Source organism: Lysobacter terrestris, from assembly GCF_014489475.1.
Taxonomy (GTDB): Bacteria; Pseudomonadota; Gammaproteobacteria; order Xanthomonadales; family Xanthomonadaceae; genus Agrilutibacter; species Agrilutibacter terrestris.
The window spans coordinates 2,250,914-2,274,480 of sequence record NZ_CP060820.1 but is presented as its reverse complement, the minus strand read 5'-3'; the positions used below and the strand labels follow the sequence as shown (position 1 = coordinate 2,274,480).

The 23,567-nt window shown below is 64.3% G+C and carries 27 protein-coding genes; all 27 read right to left on the bottom strand.

The window, feature by feature from the left end:
- Positions 1-70 precede the first annotated feature (70 nt).
- Entirely contained in the window at positions 71-511 is a 441-nt protein-coding gene (gene rplO, locus H8B22_RS10520; protein WP_187713616.1) for a 50S ribosomal protein L15, read from the bottom strand.
- Entirely contained in the window at positions 511-711 is a 201-nt protein-coding gene (rpmD, locus tag H8B22_RS10515; RefSeq protein WP_187711376.1) for a 50S ribosomal protein L30, read from the bottom strand. Before rpmD ends, rplO begins: the two co-directional genes overlap by 1 nt.
- Positions 704-1,246 (bottom strand): 30S ribosomal protein S5, encoded by a 543-nt coding sequence (gene rpsE, locus H8B22_RS10510; protein WP_187711375.1) that lies wholly within the window; start codon positions 1,244-1,246, stop codon positions 704-706. Before rpsE ends, rpmD begins: the two co-directional genes overlap by 8 nt.
- A 223-nt stretch (positions 1,247-1,469) precedes the next feature.
- Positions 1,470-1,826 (bottom strand): 50S ribosomal protein L18, encoded by a 357-nt coding sequence (gene rplR, locus H8B22_RS10505; RefSeq protein WP_187711374.1) that lies wholly within the window; start codon positions 1,824-1,826, stop codon positions 1,470-1,472.
- A gap of 43 nt (positions 1,827-1,869) precedes the next feature.
- Positions 1,870-2,397, bottom strand: coding sequence for a 50S ribosomal protein L6 (gene rplF / locus H8B22_RS10500; RefSeq protein WP_187711373.1), 528 nt, complete (start codon positions 2,395-2,397; stop codon positions 1,870-1,872).
- A 15-nt stretch (positions 2,398-2,412) separates the two neighbouring features.
- Positions 2,413-2,808 (bottom strand): 30S ribosomal protein S8, encoded by a 396-nt coding sequence (gene rpsH, locus H8B22_RS10495; RefSeq protein WP_187711372.1) that lies wholly within the window; start codon positions 2,806-2,808, stop codon positions 2,413-2,415.
- Between the two features lie 141 nt (positions 2,809-2,949).
- Entirely contained in the window at positions 2,950-3,255 is a 306-nt protein-coding gene (gene rpsN, locus H8B22_RS10490; protein WP_187711371.1) for a 30S ribosomal protein S14, read from the bottom strand.
- A 21-nt stretch (positions 3,256-3,276) separates the two neighbouring features.
- On the bottom strand, positions 3,277-3,819 hold the full coding sequence (gene rplE / locus H8B22_RS10485; protein WP_187711370.1) for a 50S ribosomal protein L5: 543 nt from the start codon (positions 3,817-3,819) through the stop codon (positions 3,277-3,279).
- Between the two features lies 1 nt (position 3,820).
- Positions 3,821-4,129: a 50S ribosomal protein L24 gene (gene rplX, locus H8B22_RS10480; RefSeq protein ID WP_187711369.1), complete on the bottom strand. Its 309-nt coding sequence runs from the start codon at positions 4,127-4,129 to the stop codon at positions 3,821-3,823.
- 14 nt (positions 4,130-4,143) lie between these two features.
- Positions 4,144-4,512, bottom strand: a complete 369-nt coding sequence (rplN, locus tag H8B22_RS10475; protein ID WP_056136003.1) for a 50S ribosomal protein L14 — start codon at positions 4,510-4,512, stop codon at positions 4,144-4,146.
- A 15-nt stretch (positions 4,513-4,527) separates the two neighbouring features.
- A complete protein-coding gene (gene rpsQ / locus H8B22_RS10470; RefSeq protein ID WP_056136006.1) occupies positions 4,528-4,797 on the bottom strand; it encodes a 30S ribosomal protein S17 in 270 nt (89 codons plus the stop codon).
- Positions 4,798-4,809: 12 nt separating this feature from the next.
- Positions 4,810-4,995, bottom strand: a complete 186-nt coding sequence (gene rpmC, locus H8B22_RS10465; protein WP_187711368.1) for a 50S ribosomal protein L29 — start codon at positions 4,993-4,995, stop codon at positions 4,810-4,812.
- Positions 4,995-5,408: a 50S ribosomal protein L16 gene (rplP, locus tag H8B22_RS10460; RefSeq protein ID WP_187711367.1), complete on the bottom strand. Its 414-nt coding sequence runs from the start codon at positions 5,406-5,408 to the stop codon at positions 4,995-4,997. Before rplP ends, rpmC begins: the two co-directional genes overlap by 1 nt.
- A gap of 6 nt (positions 5,409-5,414) precedes the next feature.
- Positions 5,415-6,179 carry a 30S ribosomal protein S3 gene (gene rpsC / locus H8B22_RS10455; protein WP_187711366.1) on the bottom strand — a complete coding sequence of 255 codons (765 nt, stop codon included), beginning with the start codon at positions 6,177-6,179 and terminating at the stop codon, positions 5,415-5,417.
- A 14-nt stretch (positions 6,180-6,193) separates the two neighbouring features.
- Complete coding sequence (rplV, locus tag H8B22_RS10450) at positions 6,194-6,529, bottom strand: 50S ribosomal protein L22 (RefSeq protein ID WP_187711365.1); 336 nt, start codon at positions 6,527-6,529, stop codon at positions 6,194-6,196.
- Positions 6,530-6,539: 10 nt separating this feature from the next.
- Positions 6,540-6,809: a 30S ribosomal protein S19 gene (gene rpsS, locus H8B22_RS10445; protein ID WP_187711364.1), complete on the bottom strand. Its 270-nt coding sequence runs from the start codon at positions 6,807-6,809 to the stop codon at positions 6,540-6,542.
- A gap of 6 nt (positions 6,810-6,815) precedes the next feature.
- A complete protein-coding gene (gene rplB, locus H8B22_RS10440) occupies positions 6,816-7,643 on the bottom strand; it encodes a 50S ribosomal protein L2 (RefSeq protein ID WP_187711363.1) in 828 nt (275 codons plus the stop codon).
- Between the two features lie 10 nt (positions 7,644-7,653).
- On the bottom strand, positions 7,654-7,950 hold the full coding sequence (gene rplW / locus H8B22_RS10435; RefSeq protein WP_187711362.1) for a 50S ribosomal protein L23: 297 nt from the start codon (positions 7,948-7,950) through the stop codon (positions 7,654-7,656).
- The gene (gene rplD, locus H8B22_RS10430) at positions 7,947-8,552 is read right to left on the bottom strand and encodes a 50S ribosomal protein L4 (protein ID WP_187711361.1); all 606 of its coding nucleotides are present in this window, start codon (positions 8,550-8,552) and stop codon (positions 7,947-7,949) included. The genes rplW and rplD overlap by 4 nt, the downstream gene beginning before the upstream one ends.
- Positions 8,553-8,554: 2 nt before the next feature.
- Positions 8,555-9,211 carry a 50S ribosomal protein L3 gene (rplC, locus tag H8B22_RS10425; RefSeq protein WP_187711360.1) on the bottom strand — a complete coding sequence of 219 codons (657 nt, stop codon included), beginning with the start codon at positions 9,209-9,211 and terminating at the stop codon, positions 8,555-8,557.
- 11 nt (positions 9,212-9,222) lie between these two features.
- Positions 9,223-9,534, bottom strand: a complete 312-nt coding sequence (rpsJ, locus tag H8B22_RS10420) for a 30S ribosomal protein S10 (protein WP_187711359.1) — start codon at positions 9,532-9,534, stop codon at positions 9,223-9,225.
- 434 nt (positions 9,535-9,968) lie between these two features.
- Positions 9,969-11,159: an elongation factor Tu gene (gene tuf / locus H8B22_RS10415; RefSeq protein WP_187711347.1), complete on the bottom strand. Its 1,191-nt coding sequence runs from the start codon at positions 11,157-11,159 to the stop codon at positions 9,969-9,971.
- A 93-nt stretch (positions 11,160-11,252) separates the two neighbouring features.
- Positions 11,253-13,370, bottom strand: coding sequence for an elongation factor G (gene fusA / locus H8B22_RS10410; RefSeq protein WP_187711358.1), 2,118 nt, complete (start codon positions 13,368-13,370; stop codon positions 11,253-11,255).
- A 170-nt stretch (positions 13,371-13,540) separates the two neighbouring features.
- Complete coding sequence (gene rpsG, locus H8B22_RS10405) at positions 13,541-14,008, bottom strand: 30S ribosomal protein S7 (protein WP_187711357.1); 468 nt, start codon at positions 14,006-14,008, stop codon at positions 13,541-13,543.
- A 74-nt stretch (positions 14,009-14,082) separates the two neighbouring features.
- The gene (gene rpsL, locus H8B22_RS10400) at positions 14,083-14,457 is read right to left on the bottom strand and encodes a 30S ribosomal protein S12 (protein ID WP_187711356.1); all 375 of its coding nucleotides are present in this window, start codon (positions 14,455-14,457) and stop codon (positions 14,083-14,085) included.
- A gap of 400 nt (positions 14,458-14,857) precedes the next feature.
- Positions 14,858-19,078, bottom strand: a complete 4,221-nt coding sequence (gene rpoC, locus H8B22_RS10395; RefSeq protein WP_187711355.1) for a DNA-directed RNA polymerase subunit beta' — start codon at positions 19,076-19,078, stop codon at positions 14,858-14,860.
- 95 nt (positions 19,079-19,173) lie between these two features.
- Positions 19,174-23,343: a DNA-directed RNA polymerase subunit beta gene (rpoB, locus tag H8B22_RS10390; protein ID WP_187711354.1), complete on the bottom strand. Its 4,170-nt coding sequence runs from the start codon at positions 23,341-23,343 to the stop codon at positions 19,174-19,176.
- Positions 23,344-23,567 lie beyond the last annotated feature (224 nt).

The following is a 23,567-nucleotide window of genomic DNA, read 5'->3' as shown; positions in this document are numbered from 1 at the left end:
GGATGCGACCGGGCCGCATCGACACGAAAAACCGACGTCGCCCGCCGTTGCCGGCGGGCGACGCTGTTGCTTAGGCGATGGAACCGCCAGCCGCTTCGATCGCGGCCTTGGCACCGGCCGTGGCCAGCACACCCTTGAGCACGAACTTCTTGGTGAGCTCGCCCTTCTTCACGATCTTGGCCTGCTTGGCGTTCGGCGGCACCAGCTTGGCGGCCTTGAGGGCGGCCAGGTCGATGTCACCGGCGTCGAGCTTGTCCAGCGCGTACAGCAGGACTTCAGCGGTGTCCTTCTTGATCAGCGAACGGAAGCCGATCTTGGGCAGGCGACGCTGCATCGGCATCTGGCCGCCTTCGAAGCCCGCCTTGATCTTGCCCTTACCGGCGCGAGCGAACGAACCCTTGTGGCCGCGACCCGCGGTCTTGCCCAGGCCGGAACCGATACCACGACCGACGCGCTTGCGTTCGGTACGAGCGCCGTCGGCGGGCTGCAGAGTGTTGAGACGCATGTTGATTACTCCTCGACGCGAACGAGGTAGTGGAGCTGATTGATCAGGCCGCGCACGGACGGGCTGTCCTTCAGTTCACGCACATCGTTGAGCTTGTTCAGGCCCAGTGCCTTCACCGACAGGCGGTGACGCGACTGGGTGCCACGCAGACCCTTGACCAGGCGCACCTTCACGGTGCCGCCGGCGACAGCTTCCTTCTTAGCCATGGTTCAGGTCCTCCACCTTCTTGCCGCGCTTGGCCGCGATCTTGGCCGGCGAATGCATCTCGCCAAGGCCACGCAGCGTGGCGCGCACGAGGTTGATCGGGTTGCGCGAACCGGTGGCCTTGGCCAGCACGTTCTTCACGCCCACCGCTTCCAGCACGGCGCGCATCGCGCCACCGGCGATCACGCCGGTACCTTCCGAAGCCGGCTGCATGAACACGCGCGCCGCGCCGTGGCCGGACTTGACCGAATGCCACAGGGTGCCGTTGTTCAGATCGATGTTGACGAAGCTCTTGCGGGCGTACTCCATCGACTTCTGGATCGCGACCGGCACTTCGCGCGCCTTGCCGTAACCGAAACCGACCTTGCCGTTGCCGTCGCCCACCACCGTCAGCGCGGTGAAGGTGAACTGGCGGCCGCCCTTGACGGTCTTGCTGACGCGGTTGACCGCGATCAGCTTCTCGATCATGCCGTCATCGACTTCTTCGCGGTTGCGATCACGATCGCGGCCCCGCGGTGCACGTTGTTCTTCTGCCATTTCGAATACTCGGTAGTTGAAGGATTTGCGGCGTGGCCGCTTATCGTTGTGGATTACCGCGGATGTTTCGCGACACCGGCAATCCGGCCCCGCGCCCGATGCAGTCCGCATCGGCAGATGGGCAAGGCGTGGAGGCGAGGCTCCACGCTTTCAAGCGAAGGCGGGCTTCAACACCCGCCGTTGCCCGTGCCCGAAGGCGGGTCAAGACCCGCCCTGCGACAAATCAGAACTGCAGGCCGCCTTCGCGCGCAGCGTCGGCCAGGGCCTTGATGCGACCGTGGTAGCGGTAACCCGAGCGGTCGAATGCGACCTTCTCGACGCCCGCAGCCTTGGCCTTCTCGGCGATGGCGCGACCGACCTTGGCGGCAGCTTCGAGGTTCTTGCTGCCCGTCAGGCCGGACTTGACTTCGGCCTGGGTGGTCGAGGCCGCAGCCAGGACCTTGGAGCCGTCGGCGGTGAAGACCTGGGCGTACAGGTGCTGGCCCGTGCGCAGCACGGTCAGGCGCGGCACGCCGAGTTCACGGATGTGCGCGCGGGTCGACTTGGCGCGGCGCAGGCGGGCGGTGTTCTTGATGCTCATGTTCTGTTCTCCGAAAGCCGAAGGCCACTGATCCAATTAAGGATTAGGCCTTCTTCGCTTCCTTGCGGATGATGACTTCGCCGGCGTACTTCACGCCCTTGCCCTTGTACGGCTCCGGCGGACGGAAACCGCGGATCTTGGCGGCGACTTCACCAACGCGCTGCTTGTCCGCGCCCGAGACCAGGATTTCGGTCTGGGTCGGGGTGGCGATGGTGATGCCTTCCGGCGCCTTGAACAGGATCGGATGCGAGAACCCCAGCGACAGGTTCAGGTCCTTGCCCTGCATGGCAGCGCGGTAACCCACGCCGACCAGCTCGAGCTTGCGCTCGAAGCCTTCGGACACGCCCTTCACCATATTGGCGAGGATGGCGCGCAGGGTGCCGGTGAGAGCGATCTGCTCGGCGTTCTCGGTCGCGAACACGGCAGTGCCGCCGTCGACCTTCAGTTCGATGCCGGCCGGCTTGCCCACGCTCAGGGTGCCCTTCGGGCCCTTGGCGCTGATGCTGTCGGCGGCGACGTTGATTTCAACACCCTTCGGCAGGGCGATCGGCTTCTTGGCTACGCGAGACATGTTCTGGACTCCCCGTTAGGCCACGAAGCACAGGACTTCACCGCCGACGCCCTGCTGGCGCGCCTGCGCATCGGTCATGATGCCCTTGGAGGTGGAAATGATGGCAACGCCGAGGCCACCGAGGACCTTCGGCAGCGCGTCCTTGCCGCGGTACTGGCGCAGGCCGGAACGCGAATAGCGCTCGAGGCGCTCGATGACGGGCTTGCCTTCGTAGTACTTCAGCACGACTTCCAGCTCGGCCTTGGCGCCGTTCTGGGTCACGCGGAAATCAGCGATGTAACCCTCGTCCTTCAGGACGGTGGCGATCGCGGTCTTGATCTTGGACGACGGCATCTTCACCGTCTGCTTCCGCACGGCGGCCGCATTCTTGATGCGAACCAGCATGTCGGCGATGGGATCAGTCATGCTCATGAAAAGTCACCTATGAGTGCACCGATATCCGCAGGATTGCGAATACTTCAGTTGTGACGCCCAGCCGGGCTGGGCAGCCGGGCCGGGCGTTTGGAGCAGCCGGCAAGTCTAGCAGACTTACCGGCTTGTTTGCCTACTGGATTACCAGGAAGCCTTGCGCAGGCCCGGAACGTCGCCGTTCATGGTCGCCTTGCGCAGCATGTTGCGGCCGAGGCCGAACTTGCGGTAGACGCCACGCGAGCGGCCCGACAGTTCGCAGCGGTTGCGCTGGCGGCTCTCGGAGGAATCGCGCGGCAGCTTCTGCAGCTTGGTCGCCGCTTCGATCTTCTCTTCGTACGACGCGGTCGTGCTGGAGATGATCTTCTTCAGCGCCAGGCGCTTGGCGCCGTGCTGCTTGTTCAGCTTCTTCCGCTTGACTTCGCGGTTGACCATCGAGGTCTTGGCCATGATGTATATCTCTCGTCGAAATCAGTTACGGAACGGGAAGCGGAACGCTTCGAGCAGCGCCTTGGCTTCGGCGTCGGTCTTGGCGGTGGTGGTGATGGCGATATCCATGCCACGGACCGCGTCGACGGCGTCGAAGTCGATTTCCGGGAAGATGATCTGTTCCTTCACGCCCATGTTGTAGTTGCCGCGACCGTCGAACGAACGGCCGGACACGCCACGGAAGTCGCGCACGCGCGGCAGCGAGACGTTGATCAGGCGATCGAGGAACTCGAACATGTGCGCGCGGCGCAGCGTGACCTTGCAGCCGATCGGCCAGCCGTCACGGATCTTGAACGAAGCCACCGACACGCGGCTCTTCGTCACGATCGGCTTCTGGCCCGCGATCTTGGTCAGGTCGGCAACGGCGTTCTCCAGGATCTTCTTGTTCGTAGCGGCTTCGCCCACGCCCATGTTGATCGTGATCTTGGTCAGGCGCGGCACTTCCATCGGGTTCGTGTAACCGAACTTCTTGGTCAGGGCCGGGACGACTTCGTCCTTGTAGAACTTTTCGAGACGGGTGTTCATGTCAGATAGCCTCGCCGCTGGAGCGGAACACACGCAGTTTGCGTCCATCCTCCAGCACCTTGAAAGCAACGCGCTCGCCCTTGCCCGAGGCAGGGTTGAACAGCATCACGTTGGAAATGTGGATCGGCGCCTCGCGCTCGATCACGCCGCCGGGCTGGCCGGCCTGCGGGTTCGGCTTGGTGTGGCGCTTGACGATGTTGACGTTGGACACGACGACCTTGTCGCCGGCGACGCGGATGACGTCGCCCTTCTTGCCCTTGTCCTTGCCAGCGGTGACGACAACCTGGTCGCCCTTGCGGATACGGTTCATCTCAATTCCTCCGCTCAGAGCACTTCAGGTGCCAGCGAGACGATCTTCATGAACTTCTCGGTACGCAGCTCGCGGGTCACTGGCCCGAAGATGCGGGTACCGATCGGTTCCTGCTTGTTGTTCAGGAGCACGGCGGCGTTGCCGTCGAAGCGGATCAGCGACCCGTCCGGACGACGCACGCCCTTGCGGGTGCGCACGACGACGGCGTCGTAGACGTCGCCCTTCTTGACCTTGCCGCGCGGGATCGCGTCCTTCACGGTGACCTTGATGATGTCGCCGATGCCGGCATAACGGCGCTTGGAGCCGCCCAGCACCTTGATGCACATCACTTCCTTGGCACCGGAGTTGTCAGCCACGTCGAGGTAGCTCTGCATCTGGATCATGAGTCAGCCCTCCTCTTATTCGGCTGCACGAGTGACGATCGTCACCACGCGCCAGTTCTTGGTCTTGGACATCGGCGCGCATTCGGCCACGCGGACGATGTCGCCCTCGTTGCACGAATTGTCGGCGTCGTGGGCGTGCAGCTTGGTCGAGCGACGGATGTACTTGCCGTACAGCGCGTGCTTGACCTGACGCTCGACGAGCACCGTCACGGTCTTGTCCATCTTGTTGCTAACGACCCGGCCTTCTACCGTGCGCAGCGCCTTCTCTGTTTTGTTGTCGGTCATGACTGCGGGTCCTTACTTCTTCTGCCCGAGCAGCATGTTGACGCGAGCAATCTCGCGGCGCACGCGGCGGGCTTCGTGGGTCTTGGCGAGCTGGCCGGTGGCCTTCTGCATGCGGAGAGCAAACGTCTCCTTGTGCAGTTCGGCCAGGTGGGCCTTCAGCTCATCAGCCGTCTTCGCGCGGAGGTCTTTGAGTTCCATTAGCGCACCGTACGGGTCACGAAAGTGGTGGTGACCGAAAGCTTGGCTGCGGCCAGGCGGAACGCTTCGCGTGCCGTGGCTTCGTCCACACCTTCGATTTCATAGATCATGCGGCCGGGCTGGATCTGGGCGACCCAGTACTCGACGTTGCCCTTACCGGAGCCCATTCGGACTTCGATCGGCTTCTTGGTGATCGGCTTGTCGGGGAACACGCGGATCCACATCTTGCCGCCGCGCTTGACGTAGCGGCTGATGGAACGACGCGCGGCCTCGATCTGGCGAGCGGTCAGCTGACCGGTCGCCGTCGCCTTCAGGCCGTACTCGCCGAAGCTGACAGCGTTGGCGCTCCAGCTCAGGCCATCGTTGCGGCCCTTGTGCATCTTGCGATACTTGGTTCGCTTGGGTTGCAACATGGTCAATTACCTCGCTTCGCGGGCCGGACGGCCACGGCCGGGACGGTCGTTGCGATCCTTGCGGTCGCCACGGTCCGGACGGTCACCACGCTCAGCGCGCGGGGCCGCGGAATCGTCCTGCTTTTCCTGGCCAACCTGGGAGAAATCGAAGATCTCGCCCTTGTAGACCCATACCTTGATGCCGATGATGCCGTAGGTCGTCTTGGCTTCAGCGAAGCCGTAGTCGATGTCGGCACGCAGCGTGTGCAGCGGCACGCGACCTTCGCGGTACCACTCCGAACGCGCGATTTCGGCGCCGTTGAGACGGCCGGCGACGTTCACCTTGATGCCCAGCGCGCCCAGGCGCATCGCGTTGCCGACCGCACGCTTCATGGCGCGGCGGAACATGATGCGGCGCTCCAGCTGCTGCGCGATCGACTCGGCGACCAGCTGTGCGTCCAGTTCGGGCTTGCGGACTTCGGTGACGTTGATGTGCGCCGGAACGCCCATCACGTCGCTGACTTCCTTACGCAGCTTCTCGATGTCCTCGCCGCGCTTGCCGATCACCACGCCCGGACGGGCGGTGTGGATCGTGACGCGGGCGTTGTTGGCCGGACGTTCGATCAGGATCTTGGAGATGCCAGCCTGTGCGAGCTTCTTGCGCAGCATCTCGCGGACCTTGAGGTCAGCCGCCAGGAAACCGGCGTACTGCTTCTTGCCGGCGAACCACTTGGAGGTCCAGTCCTTGGAGATGCCAAGGCGGATGCCGGTCGGATGTACTTTGTGACCCATATCTATGCTCCGCCTTACTTGCCCGCGCCCACAACCACAGTGATGTGGCTGGTGCGCTTGAGGATACGGGTGCCGCGGCCCTTGGCACGCGCCATGAAACGCTTCAGGGCCGGACCTTCGTCGACCATGATCGTCTTGACGCGCAGTTCGTCGACGTCGGCGCCCTGGTTGTTTTCGGCATTGGCGATCGCGGATTCCACGACCTTGCGGATCAGCGCCGCAGCCTTCTTGTCCGAGAACTTCAGCAGGTTGACCGCGCGTTCGGCCGAGAGGCCACGCACCTGGTCGGCGACCAGACGGGCCTTCTGCGGGGAGATGCGCGCAGTGCGCAGGATTGCTTTCGCTTCCATGGTCATCTCCTTACTTGCCCGACTTCTTGTCGCCGCCGTGACCCTTGAACGTACGGGTCAGGGCGAACTCGCCGAGCTTGTGGCCAACCATCTGCTCGTTGACCAGCACCGGGATGTGGTTCTTGCCGTTGTGCACGGCAATGGTGAAACCCACGAACTCCGGCAGGACCGTCGAACGACGCGACCAGGTCTTGATCGGCTTCTTGTTGTTGCCCGCGGTCTCCACCTTCTTCATCAGGTGGTGGTCGACGAACGGGCCTTTCTTCAGTGAACGTGCCATGGCCGATTAGCTCCTACGATCGCGCACGATGAACTGCGTGGTGCGCTTGTTCTTGCGGGTCTTGTAACCCTTGGTCGGAACACCCCACGGGGTGACCGGATGCGGATTACCCTGGCCGGCCTTGGCTTCACCACCACCGTGCGGGTGGTCGACCGGGTTCATGGCCGCACCGCGGACGGTCGGCTTGATACCGCGCCAGCGCTTGGCGCCGGCCTTGCCGAGCTTCTCGAGGTTGTGTTCGTCGTTGCCGACTTCACCGATGGTGGCGGCGCAATCGACCGGCACCTTGCGCATTTCGCCGGAGCGAAGACGCAGCGTGGCGTAACCCTGTTCGCGAGCGACCAGGTAGACGCTGGCGCCGGCCGCGCGGGCCAGCTGGGCGCCCTTGCCCGGCTTCATCTCGACGCAGCACACCGTCGTACCGACCGGGATGTTGCTCAGCGGCAGCGTGTTGCCGACGCGGATCGGGGCTTCGCGGCCCGAGATCACCTGGTCGCCATCCTTCAGGCCCTTCGGCGCGATGATGTAACGACGCTCACCGTCGACATAGCACAGCAGCGCGATATGCGCGGTGCGGTTCGGATCGTATTCGATGCGCTCGACGCGGGCGGGGATGCCGACCTTGTCGCGCTTGAAGTCGATCATGCGGTAGTGCTGCTTGTGACCACCACCGATGTGACGGGTGGTGATGCGGCCGTGGTGGTTACGGCCACCGGTCTTGCCCTGCTTCTCGACGAGGGCGGCGTGCGGCGCACCCTTGTGCAGGCCCGGCGTCACCACGCGGACCGCGCTACGGCGACCGGCAGAGGTGGGCTTGAAAGTCATCAATGCCATGGATCAGTCCTCAGGCCGTGGCCATCACGTCGATCGACTGGCCTTCGGCCAGCGTCACGTACGCCTTGCGCCAATCGCCGCGGCGGCCCGAACGGAACTTGAAGGACTTGTTCTTGCCCTTCACGTTCACGACGTTGACCGCTTCGACCTTGACGGCGAACAGCTTTTCCACGGCGACCTTGATGTCGGCCTTGGTTGCTTCGTTCGCGACTTCGAAGACGTATTGGTTGGAAACTTCCTGCAGGCGCGCGGTCTTTTCAGACACGCGCGGCGCGCGGATGATGCTGTAGAGCTCGGCGTCGTTCATGCCAGCCACTCCTCGATCTTCTTAACCGCGTCGGCGGTGACCACGACCGAGTCGGCGCCGACGAGGGCAACCGGATCCAGGCCCTGGACGTCACGCACTTCGACGTACGGCAGGTTGCGCGCCGAGAGGTACAGGTTCTCGTTGGCGTCTTCGGTAACGATCAGCGGACGCTTGCCGACTTCCAGGCCCTTGAGCTTGGCGACGAGGCCCGAGGTCTTCGCGGCTTCGACATCGAAGGACTCGACGACCTTGATGCGGCCCTGGCGGTTCAGCTCGGACAGGATCGCGGCGATCGCGGCGCGGTACATCTTGCGATTGACCTTCTGCGCGAAGCTGCGCGGCTTGGCCGCGAAGGTCACGCCGCCGCCGACGAAGATCGGAGCCGTCAGCGCGCCGTGACGCGCACCGCCGCCCTTCTGCTTCTTCGACTTCTTGGTCGTGCCGTTGACTTCGGCGCGGGTCTTCTGCGCCTTGGTGCCGGCGCGACCGGCGTTGCGGTAGGCAACGACCACCTGGTGGACCAGGTCTTCGCTGAATTCGCGGCCGAAGATGGCGTCGGAAACCGACAGCGTCTTGCTGCTATTGGTGATTGCGAGTTCCATTATCAGACTCCCTTGCTCGACGGACGCACGATCACGTCGCCGCCCGGAGCCCCCGGAACCGCGCCCTTGATCGCGATCAGGCCGCGCTCGGCGTCGACCTTGACCACTTCCAGGCCCTGCGTCGTCTGCTGCACGTCACCCATGTGGCCGGACATCTTCTTGCCCGGGAACACGCGACCCGGCGTCTGGCGCTGGCCGATGGAGCCCGGCGAGCGGTGCGACAGCGAGTTACCGTGGGTGGCGTCACCCATGGTGAAGTTCCAGCGCTTGATGGTGCCCTGGAAGCCCTTGCCCTTCGTGACGCCCTGGACGTCGACGATCTGGCCGGCTTCGAAAATGTCAGCCTTGATCTCGCCGCCGACTTCGAAGCCACCGATCTGGTCGGCTTCGACGCGCAGCTCCCACAGGCCGCGACCGGCGTCGACCTTGGCCTTGGCCAGGTGACCGGTTTCCGGCTTGCTCAGCAGCGAAGCGCGCTTCACGCCAGCGGTCACCTGCACGGCGCTGTAGCCGTCGGATTCAACCGTCTTGATCTGGGTGATGCGGTTCGGGGTGGCTTCGATCAGGGTCACCGGAACCGACTTGCCGTCGGCGGTGAAGAAACGGCTCATGCCGGCCTTGCGACCGACGATGCCGAGCGAATACTTCTTCGCGCTCATCTCGATCGTCCTCAGGTCAGCTTGATCTGCACGTCGACGCCCGCCGCGAGTTCGAGCTTCATCAGCGCGTCCACGGTCTTGTCGTTGGGGTCGACGATGTCGAGCACGCGCTTGTGCGTGCGGGTCTCGTACTGGTCACGCGCGTCCTTGTCGACGTGCGGGGACACCAGGACGGTGTAACGCTCGATCTTCGTAGGCAGCGGGATCGGGCCCTTGACCTGGGCACCGGTGCGCTTTGCCGTTTCGACGATCTCGCTGGCCGAGCGATCGATCAGACGATGATCGTACGCCTTCAGCCGAATCCGGATCTTTTGGTCCGCCATGGCGGAAACTCCTTCGTTAAAGAGCGACAGGTTCGGCAACTGGGTGTGCCGAACCCCTGGACTTTGGTGCTCGAACTTCCCCGGGATCGCACCAAGCCCCGGAAAACCTTCAAAAACAAAGGCAGACCGGTTGCCCGATCCGCCCAGACTGGAAGTCATGAACGCGCAAACAGCCCCGCCATATATGTCCCGAACTATCTTTCGGAACGGACGGAGCGCTGCCGCGCGACATTTCCCTGTCTGGCGAAAACGAAGCGCGTCCTGCGCCTCATTTCGCTGGTTCGCGACCGTCCGATTGACGGCTGGCCGCGAGGGTCTTGCATTCTAGGGGGTATCGATGGGCTTTTGCAAGCCCATCGTCCCTGCCCCGACGCTGACCGGCCCGAAGGCCGGTCGAGCGACGGGAGTCATTCCGGCCTGGGCCGGAACAACCCTTACTTCAGGATCTTCGAGACCACGCCGGCGCCGACGGTACGGCCGCCTTCGCGGATCGCGAAACGCAGGCCTTCGTCCATCGCCACCGGGTTGATCAGGGTGACCACCATCTTAATGTTGTCGCCCGGCATGACCATCTCGACGCCTTCCGGCAGCTGCACCGCACCGGTGATGTCGGTCGTGCGGAAGTAGAACTGCGGACGGTAGCCCTTGAAGAACGGGGTGTGACGACCGCCTTCGTCCTTCGACAGCACGTAGACCTCGCCTTCGAAGTCGGTGTGCGGGGTGATCGAACCCGGCTTGGCCAGCACCTGGCCGCGCTCCACGTCGTCACGCTTGGTGCCGCGCAGCAGCAGGCCGGCGTTGTCGCCCGCCTGGCCCTGGTCCAGCAGCTTGCGGAACATTTCCACGCCCGTGACCGTGCTCTTCTGGGTCGGACGGATGCCGACGATTTCGATTTCGTCGCCCACCTTGATCACGCCGCGCTCGATACGACCGGTCACCACGGTGCCGCGGCCCGAGATCGAGAACACGTCTTCCACCGGCATCAGGAACGGCTTGTCGATCGCGCGCTCCGGTTCCGGGATCCAGGTGTCCAGCGCTTCCACCAGCTTGATGATCGACGGCACGCCGATTTCCGACTGGTCGCCTTCCAGCGCCATGCGGGCCGAGCCGTGGATGATCGGGGTGTCGTCGCCCGGGAACTCGTACTTCGACAGAAGTTCACGCACTTCCATCTCGACCAGTTCCAGCAGCTCGGCGTCGTCCACCATGTCGGCCTTGTTCAGGTACACGACGATGTACGGCACGCCCACCTGGCGCGACAGCAGGATGTGCTCGCGCGTCTGCGGCATCGGGCCGTCAGCGGCCGAGCACACCAGGATCGCGCCGTCCATCTGGGCGGCACCGGTGATCATGTTCTTCACGTAGTCGGCGTGGCCCGGGCAGTCCACGTGCGCGTAGTGACGGTTCGGGCTTTCGTACTCGACGTGCGCCGTCGAGATCGTGATGCCGCGCGCCTTCTCTTCCGGCGCCGCGTCGATCGCGTCGTAGGCCTTGAATTCGCCACCGAAACGTTCCGCGCCCACCTTGGTCAGCGCTGCCGTCAGCGTGGTCTTGCCGTGGTCCACGTGGCCGATCGTGCCGACGTTTACGTGGGGCTTGGTGCGCTCGAACTTACCCTTAGCCATGGTATGTCTCTCTTTAGTACTTGTTGAAACGGGATTAGTGGTTCCGGAGCGGGGAACCGTTACCGGATCCCCACCCCACTTAAAACTGACCGCTTAGGACTTCTTCATCACCGCGTCGGCGATGTTGGCCGGCGCTTCAGCGTAGTGATCGAATTCCATCGTGAAGGTGGCGCGACCCTGCGACATCGAACGCAGCGTGGTCGCATAGCCGAACATTTCGCCCAGCGGCACCATCGCGTTGATGATCTTGCCCGACGGGCTGTCGTCCTGGCCGGACAGCAGACCACGACGGCGGCTCACGTCGCCCATGACGTCGCCGACATAGTCTTCCGGCGTCACGACTTCGACCTTCATCATCGGCTCGAGCAGGACCGGATCGGCCTTGCGGAAGCCTTCCTTGAACGCCATCGACGCGGCGAGCTTGAACGCCATTTCCGACGAGTCGACGTCGTGGTACGAGCCGAACACCAGCTTGACCTTGACGTTGACGACCGGGAAGCCAGCCAGCGGACCGCTGGTGATGGTTTCGCGCAGGCCCTTCTCGACCGCCGGGATGAATTCCTTCGGAATCACGCCGCCGGTGATGTCGTTGACGAACAGGAAATCGTTCTCGACATCCTTGTGGGCGCGATCGGCTTCGTCCATCGGCGACAGCTCGATCACGACGTGGCCGTACTGACCCTTACCACCCGACTGCTTGGCGTGCTTGTAGTCCGACTTGACGTCCGACTTGCGGATCGTTTCGCGGTAGGCCACCTGCGGCTTGCCGACGTTGGCTTCCACGTTGAACTCGCGACGCATGCGGTCGACGATGATGTCCAGGTGCAGCTCGCCCATGCCGGCGATGATGGTCTGGCCCGACTCCTCGTCCGTACGAACGCGGAACGAGGGATCTTCCGCCGCGAGGCGCGACAGGGCCATGCCCATCTTTTCCTGGTCCGACTTGGTCTTCGGCTCGACCGCCATCGAGATGACGGGCTCCGGGAAGGTCATGCGCTCAAGGGTGATGATGTGATCCTGCGAGCACAGCGTGTCGCCGGTGGTCACGTCCTTCAGGCCCACGGCCGCGGCGATGTCGCCGGCGCGGACCTCCTTGATTTCAGCGCGCTCGTTGGCGTGCATCTGCAGGATGCGGCCGATGCGTTCCTTCTTCGACTTGACCGGGTTGTAGACCTGGTCGCCCGAGTTCAGCACGCCCGAGTAGACGCGGAAGAACGTCAGGGCGCCGACGAACGGGTCGGTCATGATCTTGAACGCGAGCGCGGAGAACGGCTCGGAATCCGACGCCTTGCGGCTGTCTTCCTTCTCGTCTTCGTTGATGCCCTGCACCGGCGGACGGTCGGACGGCGACGGCAGCAGGTTGATCACGCCGTCGAGCATGGCCTGCACGCCCTTGTTCTTGAACGCCGAACCACAGAACACCGGCACGATCTCGACCTTCAGCGTGCGCGTGCGCAGGCCGGCGACGATTTCCGCCTCGCTGAGCTCGCCTTCGTTGAGGTACTTGTCCATCAGCTCTTCGGACGCTTCGGCAGCGGCCTCGACCATGAACGCGCGCGCTTCCTCGGCCTTGCTCTGCAGCTCGGCCGGGATGTCGCCGTATTCGAACTTGGTGCCCTGCGAGGCGACATCCCAATGGATGGCCTTCATCTTGAGCAGGTCGACCACGCCCTCGAAACCATCTTCGGCGCCGATCGGCACCTGCATCGGCACGGCGTACGCGCCCAGGCGCGACTTCAGCTGCTCGACGACCTTGTCGAAGTTGGCACCGGTGCGGTCCATCTTGTTGACGAACGCCATGCGCGGCACCGAGTAACGGTTGGCCTGGCGCCACACGGTCTCGGACTGCGGCTGCACGCCACCGACGGCGCACAGTACGAACACCGCGCCGTCGAGCACGCGCAGCGAACGCTCGACTTCGATGGTGAAGTCGACGTGGCCGGGGGTGTCGATGATGTTGAGGCGGTGCTCGGGCAGGGACTTGTCCATGCCCTTCCAGAACGCCGTGGTCGCGGCGGACGTGATGGTGATGCCGCGCTCCTGCTCCTGCTCCATCCAGTCCATCGTCGCGGCACCTTCGTGCACTTCGCCGATCTTGTGGCTGACGCCGGTGTAGAACAGGATGCGTTCAGACGTGGTGGTCTTGCCGGCATCGATGTGGGCCATGATGCCGAAGTTGCGGTAACGCTCGAGGGGAGTGGTGCGAGCCACGGGACACTCTCTTTGTTTGCGATCTGGTTGCTGAGATTCACCGGCCGAAGCCGACGATCTGCAGATGGCCGGACGCCGCCTCGCGGCGGCCCCCGATTTGCCGGGCGACGATCACGTCGCCACGGCTTACTACTGGTTCCGGACGGCCGCTACCGGCGCCGTCGACGGGATTACCAGCGGTAGTGGGCGAACGCCTTGTTCGCTTCCGCCATGCGGTGGGTTTCTTCGCGCTTCTTGATCGCGCCACCACGGTTTTCGGAAGCATCCAGGAGTTCAGCAGCCAGCTTGCGCGGCATGCTGTTTTCGCCACGCTTGCGGGCCGAATCGATCAGCCAGCGCATCGCCAGGGCGAGGCGGCGGGAAGCGCGCACTTCGACCGGCACCTGGTAGGTCGCGCCACCGACGCGGCGGGACTTGACCTCGACCGCCGGGGACACGTTGCCCAGCGCCTTCTCGATCAGCTCGACGGCGTTGGCGTTCTTTTCGCTGATCACGTCCATGGCGCCATAGACGATCTTTTCAGCGATCGACTTCTTGCCGCTCTGCATGACCATGTTGATGAAGCGCGCGATCGTCTCGCTGCCGTGCTTGGGATCGGGCAGAACCGAACGCTGCGGGGTGGAACCTTTACGCGACATGGTGCGTACCTTTTGCTAAATCTTTTGACGAAGCCGCTACGGATGCAGCGGCGCGAAATCTGTTGGGCCCTGGATCAGGACTTCGGGCGCTTGGCGCCGTACTTCGAACGGCTCTGGCGACGCTTGGTCACGCCAGCGGCGTCGAGCGAACCGCGCACGGTGTGGTAACGCACACCCGGGAGGTCCTTGACGCGGCCGCCGCGGATCAGCACCACGCTGTGCTCCTGCAGGTTGTGGCCTTCGCCGCCGATGTACGAAATGACTTCGTAACCGTTGGTCAGGCGCACCTTGGCCACCTTGCGCAGAGCCGAGTTCGGCTTCTTCGGGGTGGTGGTGTAGACGCGGGTGCAAACGCCACGACGCTGCGGGCAGTTCGCCAGCGCCGGCGAGGCGCTCTTGTAGGTTTCAGGGCTGCGCGGCTTGCGCACCAGCTGATTGATCGTCGCCATCTGTGACTCTTTGATTGAAGGCCGGAGCCTGGGGTGAAACTTCTGGAAAAACGATTCGGCAGCCCGGAATGCTCCGGACCGCCGAGACGAAAGCACATAGCCCGCGCCTGGCGTTTCATCGCCAGCGCGGACTATCCGCCCGAACGCGCATGCGCGCCCGGGAAACTCAGCGATCCCGCCCTACCCTGGGCCCAACACGAGGCGCTCCGTGCGCCTCTTTTGGTGATCTGGACGGCACCAGCCCGGAGGGCTGCCCGTCGGAAAGCGCGGAAGTATAACGCGCTTTTTTGCCGTTTTGTAGCCGGGGCGCCCTGCGGCGCCTTCGGCCTCCCTTCCACAGCCCGGCGGGGCCGGGTGGCGGTCGGAGCACCCCCGCCGGATGGCGGGGGCGCCGTGCTGCTTACTCTTCGGTCGAAGCCTCGGCTTCCGCACCCTCGGCCGCGACCGGAGCCTCGACCGTGCCGCCGGCCAGCGTCTCCAGTTCGGACTCGGTCAGGCCGGAGGCCGAACGGCGGCGCTGGGTGTGGTACGCCAGGCCGGTACCGGCCGGGATCAGGCGACCGACGATCACGTTCTCCTTCAGGCCGCGCAGGCCGTCGCGGGTGCCGCGGACCGCCGCCTCGGTGAGGACGCGGGTGGTTTCCTGGAACGACGCCGCCGAGATGAACGACTCGGTCGCCAGCGAGGCCTTGGTGATGCCCAGCAGGACCGGATCGGCCTTGGACAGGATCTCGCCCTTCGACTGCAGGCGGGCATTTTCCTCGACGAAGCGCTGGCGCTCGACCTGCTCGCCATTGAGGAACTTGCTGTCGCCGGCGTCGGTGATCTCGACCTTGCGCAGCATCTGGCGAACGATCACCTCGATGTGCTTGTCGTTGATCTTCACGCCCTGCAGGCGGTAGACGTCCTGGATTTCCTTGGTCAGGTACACGGCCAGCGGCTCGACGCCGAGCAGGCGCAGGATGTCCTGCGGGCTCGGTTCGCCGTCCACCACGGTTTCGCCCTTCTCCACGTGTTCGCCTTCGAACACGATGATCTGGCGGTACTTCGGGATCAGCTCTTCGTGCTCGTCACCGTCGACCGGCTTGATGATCAGGCGCTGCTTGCCCTTGGTGTCCTTGCCGAACGAAACCACGCCCGAGATTTCGGCGAGGATCGCCGGGTCCTTCGGCTTGCGCGCTTCGAACAGGTCGGCCACGCGCGGCAGACCACCGGTGATGTCGCGGGTCTTCGACGCTTCCTGCGGGATCTTCGCGACCACGTCGCCGACGCCGACCGGCGCACCGTCCTGCAGGTTCACGATCGAGCGCGGCGGCAGCATGTACTGCGCCGGCAGGTCGGTACCAGGGATGGACAGGTCCTTGCCGTTCTTGTCGACGATGCGCACGATCGGGCGCAGGTCCTTGCCCTGCGAACCGCGACGCTTCGGATCGGTGATTTCGCGCGAAGCCAGGCCGGTCAGTTCGTCGGTCTTCTCGATGACGGTGACGCCGTCGATGAAGTCGATGAAGCGGATGAAGCCGGCCACTTCCGACACGATCGGGTGGTTATGCGGATCCCAGTTGGCGACCTGCTGGCCGGCCTTGATTTCCGCGCCGTCCTTGACCGCGATGGTCGCACCGTACGGCAGCTTGTAGCGCTCGCGCTCGCGGCCGTGGTTGTCGAGGACCGACAGTTCGCCCGAACGCGACACGGCCACGCGGTGACCCTGGCTGTGCTCGACGAACTTGAGGTTGTTGTACTTGATCGAACCGGTGGTCTTGACCGTCACGTTGTCGATGGCGGCCGCACGCGACGCCGCACCACCGATGTGGAACGTACGCATGGTCAGCTGGGTACCCGGCTCACCGATCGACTGCGCGGCGACGACGCCGACCGCTTCGCCGTGGTTGACCAGGTGGCCGCGGCCGAGGTCGCGACCGTAGCAGTGCGAGCACACGCCGAACGAGCTCTGGCAGGTGATCGTCGAACGCACCTTGATCGACTGCACGCCGGCGTCTTCAAGATTCGCGACCCAGGCTTCGTCGAGCAGCGTGTTGCGGGTGACGATCGGATCCTCGTCGTTGCCCGGCAGGAACACGTCCTCGGCCACGACGCGACCCAGCACGCGGTCGCGCAGCGGCTCGACCACGTCGCCGCCTTCCACGATCGGGGTCATGGTCAGGCCGTCGAGCGTGCCGCAATCGGTTTCGGTGATGACCACGTCCTGCGCCACGTCGACGAGGCGACGGGTCAGGTAACCGGAGTTCGCGGTCTTCAGCGCGGTATCCGCGAGGCCCTTACGGGCACCGTGGGTCGAGATGAAGTACTGCAGGACGTTCAGGCCTTCGCGGAAGTTCGCGGTGATCGGCGTCTCGATGATCGAGCCGTCCGGCTTGGCCATCAGGCCGCGCATACCGGCGAGCTGGCGGATCTGCGCCTGCGAACCACGCGCGCCGGAGTCGGCCATGATGTAGATCGAGTTCATCGACTTCTGCGGGACCATTTCGCCCTTGGCGTTGGCCACCGAGTCGGTACCGATCGTGTCCATCATCGCCTTGGCGACGCGCTCATTGGTACGCGACCAGATGTCGACGACCTTGTTGTAGCGCTCGCCGGCGGTGACCAGGCCCGACTGGTACTGCTGCTGGATGTCGAGCACTTCCTGCTCGGCTTCGTCCAGGATGCCCTTCTTCTCGGCCGGGATCTTCATGTCGTCGATGCCGATCGACACGCCCGCGCGGGTCGCGTAGCTGAAGCCCGTGTACATCAGCTGGTCGGCGAACACCACGGTGTCCTTCAGGCCGAGCATGCGGTAGCACGAGTTGATCAGGCGCGAGATGTTCTTCTTGGTCAGCTCGACGTTGGCCAGCGCGAACGGCAGGCCTTCCGGCAGGATCTCGCGCAGCAGCGCCCGGCCGACGGTGGTGTCGACGATCGAGGTCTTCTTGGTACGCGAACCGTCCTCGCCCACCACCGTTTCGGTGATGCGCACCTTGCACTTGGCGTGCAGCTGCACGGCGCGGTTGTCGTAGGCGCGCTTGACTTCGGCCACGTTGGCGAACGCCATGCCCTCGCCCGCCTTGTTCTCCAGGGCGCGGGTCATGTAGTACAGGCCGAGCACGACGTCCTGCGACGGCACGATGATCGGCTCGCCGTTCGCGGGCGACAAGATGTTGTTCGACGCCATCATCAGCGCGCGCGCTTCCAGCTGGGCTTCCAGCGAGAGCGGCACGTGCACGGCCATCTGGTCACCGTCGAAGTCGGCGTTGAATGCCGTACACACGAGCGGATGCAGCTGGATCGCCTTGCCTTCGATCAGCACCGGCTCGAACGCCTGGATGCCGAGGCGGTGCAGGGTCGGGGCGCGGTTCAGCAGCACCGGATGCTCGCGGATCACCTCTTCGAGGATGTCCCACACCATCGGCTCTTCGCGCTCGACCAGCTTCTTGGCGGCCTTGATCGTGGTGGCGAGACCACGGCGCTGCAGCTTGGCGAAGATGAAGGGCTTGAACAGCTCGAGCGCCATCTTCTTCGGCAGGCCGCACTGGTGCAGCTTCAGGTACGGACCGACCACGATGACCGAACGGCCCGAGTAGTCGACGCGCTTGCCGAGCAGGTTCTGGCGGAAGCGGCCCTGCTTGCCCTTGATCATGTCGGCGAGCGACTTGAGCGGGCGCTTGTTGGTGCCGGTGATGGCGCGGCCGCGACGGCCGTTGTCCATCAGCGCGTCGACCGATTCCTGCAGCATGCGCTTCTCGTTGCGCACGATGATGTCGGGCGCGTTGAGTTCGAGCAGGCGACGCAGGCGGTTGTTGCGGTTGATGACACGGCGGTATAGGTCGTTCAGGTCCGACGTCGCGAAGCGGCCGCCGTCCAGCGGCACCAGCGGGCGCAGGTCCGGCGGCAGCACCGGCAGCACGGTCATGACCATCCACTCCGGACGGTTGCCGGATTCGAGGAAGGCTTCGACCAGCTTGATGCGCTTGGTGAGGCGCTTGAGCTTGGTTTCCGAACCGGTGGAGGCGATGTCCTCCTTCAGCTGGATCATTTCCGACTGCAGGTCGATCGTGCGCAGCAGGTCATAGACCGCTTCCGCGCCCATCGCCGCCTCGAAGTCGTCGCCGTGTTCCTGGCGCGCCTGCATGTACTGCTCTTCGTTGAGCAGCATGCCGCGTTCCATCGGGGTCAGGCCCGGCTCCGTCACCACGTAGGCTTCGAAGTACAGGATGCGCTCGATGTCGCGCAGGGTCATGTCGAGCATCAAGCCGATGCGCGACGGCAGCGACTTCAGGAACCAGATGTGCGCGACCGGCGAAGCCAGGTCGATGTGGCCCATGCGCTCGCGGCGCACCTTGGCCAGCGTCACTTCGGTGCCGCACTTCTCGCAGACCACGCCGCGGTGCTTCATGCGCTTGTACTTGCCGCACAGGCACTCGTAGTCCTTGATCGGGCCGAAGATCGCGGCGCAGAACAGGCCGTCGCGTTCAGGCTTGAAGGTACGGTAGTTGATGGTTTCCGGCTTCTTCACTTCGCCGTACGACCACGAACGGATCAGGTCCGGCGAAGCCAGCGCAATCTTGATCGCATCGAAGTCGATCGCGGGGCGCTGCTGGTTGAAGAGATTGAGCAGGTCTTTCATTTGTTTTCTCCGGAAGGAGGAATTCGTCGAGGGCTGTGGATCGCTGAATCAGTGGAGCGGGAAGCGCGCGTTCCGCTGCGCTTCCCGTCCGTGGCTCAGTTCTCTTCCAGCTCCATGTTGATCGCGAGCGAGCGGATTTCCTTCACCAGCACGTTGAAGGACTCCGGCATGCCGGCCACCATCTCGTACTCGCCGTCGACGATGTTCTTGTACATCTGGTTGCGGCCCTGCACGTCGTCGGACTTCACCGTCAGCATTTCCTGCAGGGTGTAGGCCGCGCCGTAGGCTTCCAGCGCCCAGACTTCCATTTCGCCGAAACGCTGGCCGCCGAACTGCGCCTTGCCGCCCAGCGGCTGCTGGGTGACGAGCGAGTACGGACCGGTCGAACGCGCGTGCATCTTGTCGTCGACCAGGTGGTTCAGCTTCAGCATGTGCATGTAGCCGACCGTGACCTCACGCTCGAAGGCTTCGCCAGTGCGGCCGTCGAACAGCGTGGTCTGGCCGCTGAGCGGCAGCTCGGCGAGCTCGAGCATCTTCTTGATCTCGGTCTCGGCCGCGCCGTCGAACACCGGGGTCGCCATCGGCACGCCGTCGGTGAGGTTCTTCGCCAGCGTCAGCAGCTCCTCATCGGAGAACTGCTTGAGGTCGACGCGTTCCTCGTGCGTGGTGCGGTCGTGGTTGTAGATCTCGTCCAGGAACTTGCGCAGTTCGGCAACCTTCTGCTGCGACTCGAGCATGCGCTGGATCTTCTTGCCCAGGCCCTTCGCAGCCCAGCCAAGGTGCACTTCCAGCACCTGGCCGATGTTCATACGCGACGGCACGCCCAGCGGGTTCAGCACGATGTCGACGGTGCTGCCATCGGCCATGTACGGCATGTCCTCGACCGGCACGATCGTCGACACGACGCCCTTGTTGCCGTGGCGGCCGGCCATCTTGTCGCCCGGCTGGATGCGGCGCTTCACGGCCAGGAACACCTTGACCATCTTCAGCACGCCCGGTGCGAGGTCGTCGCCCTGGGTGATCTTGCCGCGCTTGTCCTGGAAACGCTTCTCGAATTCCTTCTCGTGGGCTTCGATCTGCTTCTGCGCGCGCTCGATCGCTTCGACGGCGTCGTCGTCCTTCATGCGCAGGGTGAACCAGTCCTTGCGGGACAGGCTGTCGAGCACCAGCGAGGTGACCGTGTCGCCCTTCTTCAGGCCGGCACCGCCGTTGGCGGTCTTGCCGATCAGCTGGCCACGCAGGCGGTCGAAGATCGCGGCTTCAAGGATGCGGAACTGGTCGTCGAAGTCCTTCTTGACGCGCTTGATTTCCGACTCTTCGATCTGGCGCGCACGCTTGTCCTTCTCGATGCCGTCGCGGGTGAAGACCTGGACGTCGATGACGACGCCGTCCATGCCCGGCGGCACGCGCAGCGAGCTGTCCTTAACGTCGGAGGCCTTCTCGCCGAAGATCGCGCGCAGCAGCTTCTCTTCCGGGGTCAGCTGGCTTTCGCCCTTCGGCGTGACCTTGCCGACCAGGATGTCGCCGGCGCGCACTTCCGCACCGATGTAGACCACGCCCGACTCGTCGAGGCGGTTCAGCGCCTGCTCGGAGACGTTCGGGATGTCGGCGGAGATTTCTTCCGGCCCCAGCTTGGTGTCGCGCGCCTGGACGGTGAGTTCTTCGATGTGGATCGTGGTGTAGCGATCCTCCTCGACCACGCGCTCGGAGAGCAGGATCGAGTCTTCGAAGTTGTAGCCGTTCCACGGCATGAACGCGATCAGCATGTTCTGGCCGAGCGCGAGCTCGCCGATGTCGGTCGAAGGACCGTCGGCCAGCACGTCGCCGCGCGCAACCACGTTACCCACCTTCACCAGCGGCGACTGGTTGATGCAGGTGTTCTGGTTGGAACGCGTGTACTTGATCAGGTTGTAGATATCGACGCCGGCGTCGTGCTCGTCCTTGATCTCGCTCTCGTTGACCTTGACCACGATGCGGGCCGCGTCGATCTGTTCGATCACGCCACCACGCAGGGCGTTCACGGTCACGCCCGAGTCGCGCGCCACGGCGCGCTCGATGCCGGTACCGACCAGCGGCTTCTGCGCCTTCAGCGTCGGCACGGCCTGGCGCTGCATGTTCGCGCCCATCAGTGCGCGGTTCGCGTCGTCGTGCTCGAGGAACGGCACGAGCGCGGCAGCGACCGACACGGTCTGCATCGGCGAGACGTCCATGAAGTGGATCTCGCTCGGCGGCTTCAGCAGCGACTCGCCCGCGAAACGGCAGTCGACGAACTGGGCGGTGATGTTGCCCTTCTCGTCGCGCGGCGCGTTGGCCTGGGCGATGACGTACTCGTTCTCTTCGATCGCCGACAGGTACTCGATGTCGTCGGTGACGCGGCCGTCCACGACCTTGCGGTACGGCGTCTCGAGGAAGCCGTAGCGGTTGGTGCGGGCGAACACGGCCAGCGAGTTGATCAGGCCGATGTTCGGGCCTTCCGGCGTCTCGATGGTGCAGACGCGGCCGTAATGGGTCGGGTGCACGTCGCGCACTTCGAAGCCGGCGCGCTCGCGGGTCAGGCCGCCCGGACCCAGCGCGGAGACGCGACGCTTGTGCGTCACTTCCGACAGCGGGTTGTTCTGGTCCATGAACTGCGACAGCTGCGAGGAACCGAAGAACTCCTTGATCGCAGCGGCCACCGGCTTGGCGTTGATCAGCTCCTGCGGGGTCAGGCCTTCGGACTCGGCCATCGACAGGCGTTCCTTGACCGCGCGCTCGACGCGGACCAGACCCACGCGGAACACGTTCTCGGCCATTTCACCGACCGAACGCACGCGACGGTTGCCCAGGTGGTCGATGTCGTCGACCACGCCGCGACCGTTGCGGATCTCGGTGAGCACGCGGATCGCGTCGAGGATGTCGGACATGCCGCCGCACTGCTCGCGCAGGCGCACGGATTCCTCGTCCTTGCGCTCGGCGAAGTACTTGGCGTCGTACAGCACCGGCGCGCCGGTGACTTCCTTGCGGCCGAGGCGACGGTTGAACTTCATCCGGCCCACGCCCGACAGGTCGTAGCGCTCGAAGGTGAAGAACAGGTTGTGGAACAGGTTCTGCGCGGCGTCCTTGGTCGGCGGTTCGCCCGGACGCATCATGCGGTAGATCTCGACCAGCGCTTCGAGCTGGGTCTTGCTGCCGTCGATGCGCAGGGTGTTCGAGAGGTACGCGCCACGGTCGAGGTCATTGACCCACAGCGTGCCCACGGCGGCAACGCCGGCCTTGCGGAACTTGGCCAGGTGGTCGTCGTTGATCTCGTCGTTGGCCAGGGCCAGCAGCTCGCCGGTGTTCGGGTCGACGACGTCGTGCGAGAGGATGCGACCGACCAGGTAGCTGTCCGGCACCGACAGTGCGGCGATGCCCGAGGCTTCGAGCTGCTTGACGTGGCGCGCGGTGATGCGGCGGCCGGCTTCGACGATGACCTTGTCGCCATCGGCGAGGTCGAAGTCGAGGGTTTCGCCGCGCAGGCGTTCCGGCACGAGCTCGAGCTGGACGCCTTCCTTCGGGTCGATGTGGAAGGTGTTGATCTCGAAGAACTGCGCGAGCATTTCCTCGTTGTTGTAGCCGAGCGCGCGCAGCAGCACGGTCACCGGCAGCTTGCGGCGACGGTCGATACGGGTGAACAGCGCGTCCTTCGGATCGAATTCGAAGTCCAGCCAGGAGCCGCGGTAAGGAATGATGCGGGCGCTGTACAGCAGCTTGCCCGACGAATGCGTCTTGCCGCGGTCGTGGTCGAAGAACACGCCCGGCGAACGGTGCAGCTGCGAGACGATGACGCGCTCGGTGCCGTTGACGATGAAGGTGCCGTTGTCGGTCATGAGCGGGATTTCGCCCATGTAGACCTCCTGCTCCTTCACGTACTTGATGGCCTTGGTCGACGACTCGCGGTCGTAGATCACCAGGCGCACGGTCACGCGCAGCGGGGCGCCGTAGGACAGGCCGCGGTTACGGCACTCGCGCTCGTCGAACGGCGGCTCGCCGAGCTTGTAGCCGACGTATTCCAGCGCGGCGTTGCCGCTGTAGCTGACGATCGGGAACACCGACTTCAGCGCCGCATGCAGGCCCTTGTCGTCGCGCTTGGCGGGGTCCTTGTTTTCCTGCAGGAACTCGCGGTACGAGTCGACCTGGATCGCGAGCAGGAAGGGAACTTCGAGAATCGACCGGCGCTTGCCGAAGTTCTTGCGGATGCGCTTCTTTTCGGTGAACGAATAGTTCGTTTTGGAAGCTGTCGTCATGGGGAGCTGCCGCCTCTGTTTTTGGAGCCGGGAGTTGGGATCGGAAATCAGGAATCGTTTTTTGCCGTCCCGATCACAGCGAGGAATCTGCTGTTCTGGGACAACAACCAAAGCAAGCCCGGGTGACGCTCGGGATGACGGCTTTGGCTACGACGAATCGCTGGTCTCGAATCACAAATCCCTAGGGAGAGATTTGAACTGTCAGTTGGAAGCCGCGGGTATTG